The organism is Parabacteroides sp. AM58-2XD, from assembly GCF_003463685.1.
Classification (GTDB): Bacteria; Bacteroidota; Bacteroidia; order Bacteroidales; family Tannerellaceae; genus Parabacteroides; species Parabacteroides segnis.
The window spans coordinates 1-4,003 of record NZ_QSDP01000196.1; the positions used below are offsets into that span (position 1 = coordinate 1).

The 4,003-nt window shown below is 44.2% G+C and carries 1 protein-coding gene and 1 pseudogene; both read left to right on the forward strand.

The features are described from left to right. Positions 1-194: 194 nt before the first annotated feature. Positions 195-2,605, forward strand: a pseudogene (locus DXA15_RS24600) (SLBB domain-containing protein). 42 nt (positions 2,606-2,647) lie between these two features. Then, complete coding sequence (locus DXA15_RS24605) at positions 2,648-3,757, forward strand: Wzz/FepE/Etk N-terminal domain-containing protein (RefSeq protein ID WP_128135793.1); 1,110 nt, start codon at positions 2,648-2,650, stop codon at positions 3,755-3,757. Positions 3,758-4,003 lie beyond the last annotated feature (246 nt).

The window sequence follows — 4,003 nt, forward strand, 5'->3', positions numbered from 1 at the left end:
TCCAATGAGATAACCCCTTGACTAATCCGTCAGCTGAAGCAGACGGCAAATAAACCTGTAACAAGGCTTGTTTTATTGACTGGCTTTAACACACCCCCTACCCCCTCTCAAGAGGGGAGCCAGTTACAACCAGTCAATAAACAGATAGCTCAATTATTTCTAAAATCGAAATAACAACAAAAACAAATAACAATATGAATAACGTAATCAGAAATGTATTATTGGGGGGATTACTGTGTCTGTCGGTTCCGCTTGCAGCACAGGTACCCCAGGATTTGATTGATAAGGCGAAAGCTGCGGGTATGACGGATGACCAGATCCGTCAGGAGATGAATAAACGAATGGGACAGTCCGGGGCGGAACAGACTGCACGTACGGCATCGGACGCTGTGGTTACAGACCGTACGGTCACGGTTCAGGATGGAAAGGTGATTCCTCCTCTGGATGCCCAGCGGGAAACCAATCGTCCGACAGGAGATCTGAGTGGTACAGTGTTCGGCCGTGAAATATTCTCAAATAAGAATCTGTCCTTTGAACCGGATCTGAATGTACCGACTCCTAAAGGATATGTTTTATCTGCCGGCGACGAATTGCTGATCAATGTCTGGGGAGATTCTGAACTGAATCTGAAACTGAAGGTTTCTCCCGAAGGAACAATTCTTATCCCTAACCTGGGCCCGGTCTCTGTGAGCGGACTGACTATTGAAACAGCCGAAAATCGTATCCGTCAGGAACTGGGGCGGATCATGTCTACTTTGTCCGGAAATACAGAGTCAGGAAGTACGGACGGGGCTAATACGTTCGTATCAGTTAGTCTGAGCCAGATACGCAGCATCAAGGTTAATATAGTAGGAGAAGTAGTTGCTCCGGGGACCTATACGCTTCCTTCGTTTGCTACCTTATTTAATGCTCTGTATGCAGCAGGCGGAGTGAATGAGATCGGTTCGCTTCGTGGAATAAAGGTTTACCGTAATAGTAAGGAAGTGGCAAAATTGGACGTGTATGATTATCTCCTGAATGGCAAATACAATACAAATATCCGTCTGGAAGAAAATGATATGGTGATCGTTTCTCCTTACGACCAGCTGGCTATTGTAAGAGGCAAGGTAAAACGTAACCGCATTTTCGAAATGAAAAAAGGCGAAACACTCTCACAGTTATTGAATATGGCCGGAGGCTTTACCGGGGATGCCTACAAGAAAGATGTCCGTATCAAACGGAAAGCCGGAAGTCGCTATCAGATTGCAACTGTTACAGAAGATAAATATCCCTCCTTTGCGATGATGGATGGCGATTCTTTGTTGGTAGACTCTGTGATTCCTTTCTACGAAAACCGTCTGACAGTGACAGGAGCAGTCTGGCGTCCGGGAGAATATGAATTGAATGGTACGGTTCATACGGTCCGTCAACTGGTTGATCAGGCAGCCGGTTTGAAAGGAGATGAGTTTACCGGCCGTGCCCAGATTACCCGTTTGAATCCGGATTTCACAACGATGGTTATAGCAGTAGACATTCGTGGCATTCTCAGTGCACATCTCCGGATATGGAACTTAAACCGGAAGACCAACTGAACATTCCATCCCTGTTTGACCTTCGCGAACCTTATACGATCAAAGTAAGTGGAGCGGTGAATTACATAGACACTGTCCTTCCTTACCGGAATAACCTGACAGTGGAAGATGCCATTATGATGGCCGGAGGATTAAAGGAATCGGCGGCAACTGTGAATGTGGAAGTTGCCCGAAGGATTAAGGATACAAAAACTTACGAGAACACTAACCGTACGGCCGAAGTATTCAATTTTGCATTGAACGATAATTTAGGCTTGATCTCTACGGATGGAAAGAAAAGCGATACGATCTTTACATTGGAACCGTTCGATGAAGTGTATGTGCGTTTCTCACCGGGTTATCAGGAACAACAGGTAGTAAAGGTAAATGGTGAAATCACTTTCTCCGGTGATTACGTACTGGCAGAAAAGAACTCCCGTCTAAGTGATATCATAGCCAAAGCCGGAGGAATAACTCCTGATGCCTATGTAAAAGGGGCCAGCCTGAAACGCCAGCTGACAGAAGATGAGATGCGCCGCCTAGAAACTTTGTTGCAATTGAGTTCCAATAAACAGAGTCGCGATTCGGTGGCCTTATCACTGGAAAACATTAAAGACTACTCGGTGGGTATCGATTTGGAAAAGGCCCTGGCAAATCCGGGGAGTGCGCACGATGTGGTGCTACGTGACGGGGATGAACTTTATATTCCACAATACCAGAGCACAGTGAAGATAAGTGGAGCTGTAACTTATCCGAACAGTGTGACGTATACAGAAGGAATGTCTGTAAAAAGTTGTTTGTCGCAAGCTGGTGGTTATAACGATATTGCCCGTAAATATCCGATCGTAATTTATATGAATGGTAAAGTGGCAACGACCAGGAAGCGTTTTATCTTCTTCAAGCACTATCCGAAGGTAGAACCCGGCAGTGAAATCGTTGTTCCCGCCAAAACGCAGCAAGATCGCAAAACTAGTTTAGCAGAAATCTTGAGCATAACCAGTTCGACCACATCGATGGCTGCAATGATAACCTCTATCATCAACACACTGAAATAATTATCAATTTTCAATCTTTAATTATCAATTAACAAGGTGGATATGATTCAAATGAACGCTCCTGGTATGGATACAAACGAGCAGGAGATAGATTTAATAGAGTTGGCTAAACGGTTATGGGGGGAGCGTAAGTTCTTGTTCAAATGCAGTGGAATTGCAATAGTTGTAGGATTGGTGGTTGCTTTTAGCATACCGAAAGAATACAGTACAACAGTAATGCTAGCACCAGAAACTTCAGACCCGTCCAAAAAGATGGGAAATCTGGGTGGTTTGGCTGCCATGGCTGGTATAAACCTGGGGGCTTCGGTAGGTTCGGACGCCATTTCTCCGGATTTGTATCCGGATGTGGTACAAAGTATTCCTTTTCTGTTGGAGTTGTTTCCGGTACAAGTTGAGAGTGAAAAAGGTGATTACTCATCGACATTGTACAAATATATGGATGAAGATCAGAAAAGTGCGTGGTGGAGTTATGTGATAAAGGCCCCGTTCAAACTGTTGGGTGTAGTGAAAGATTTGTTTTCAAATGAAGAAGAAAAGAACATAATGGGGTTATCCTCTTTTCATTTAACAGAGGAACAGTCTGATGTAATAGAGGATTTACAGGAACGCATCTCCGCTTCTGTGGATAAAAAGACATCGGTAATCACTGTTTCCGTTCAGATGCAGGACCCGTTGATCTCGGCGAATATCACTCAAATTGTTTTGGAAAAACTTCAGGGATACATCACAAATTACCGTACCCAGAAGGTAAAGCAAGACCTTGAATTCACAGAGAAAGTATTCAGCGAAGCCCGTGAGTCCTACTATAAAGCACAACGTGCCTATGCGGCCTTTGAAGATGCCAACAAGAATATTATCTCAGCCAGCTACCGCACGGAACAGGAACGTTTAAAGAATGAAATGACATTAACCTTCAATGTTTACAATACATTGGCCCAGAAGTTGGAACAGGATAAACTCCGTGTACAGGAACAGACACCGGTGTATACAATAATACAACCTGCCACAGTTCCTTTAAAAGCCGCTTCTCCCAAGAAACCGCTGATCCTGATTGGGTTTGTATTCCTTGCCATATTCGGTGGAATCGGTTATCTGTTTATCAAAGACCTTTTCAAACCCAAAGAGGAAACTGAGGTGTTAGAGGTTGAATGATTAGTTGGGGTATTTATATAGAGTTCAGTTTTTATCAAATATGAACTATCCGATTATTGACCGGTTGTACCTGGCTCCCCTCTCGAGAGGGGGAAGGGGGTGTGTCATATCTCCGCCATACAACCACCATAATCAGAGTCACTTGACTATTACAGGTTCATTTGCCGTCTGCTTCAGCTGACGGTTTACAAGTTGTTTCTCTCTTTTGGCTTCAGCCACATTTCTCCTAGATAGAAACCTGTAAGA

Bases quoted from the DNA above. Each gene is read 5' to 3' on its own strand.
- DXA15_RS24605 (WP_128135793.1), top strand. From the start codon at position 2,648: ATGATTCAAATGAACGCTCCTGGTATGGATACAAACGAGCAGGAGATA.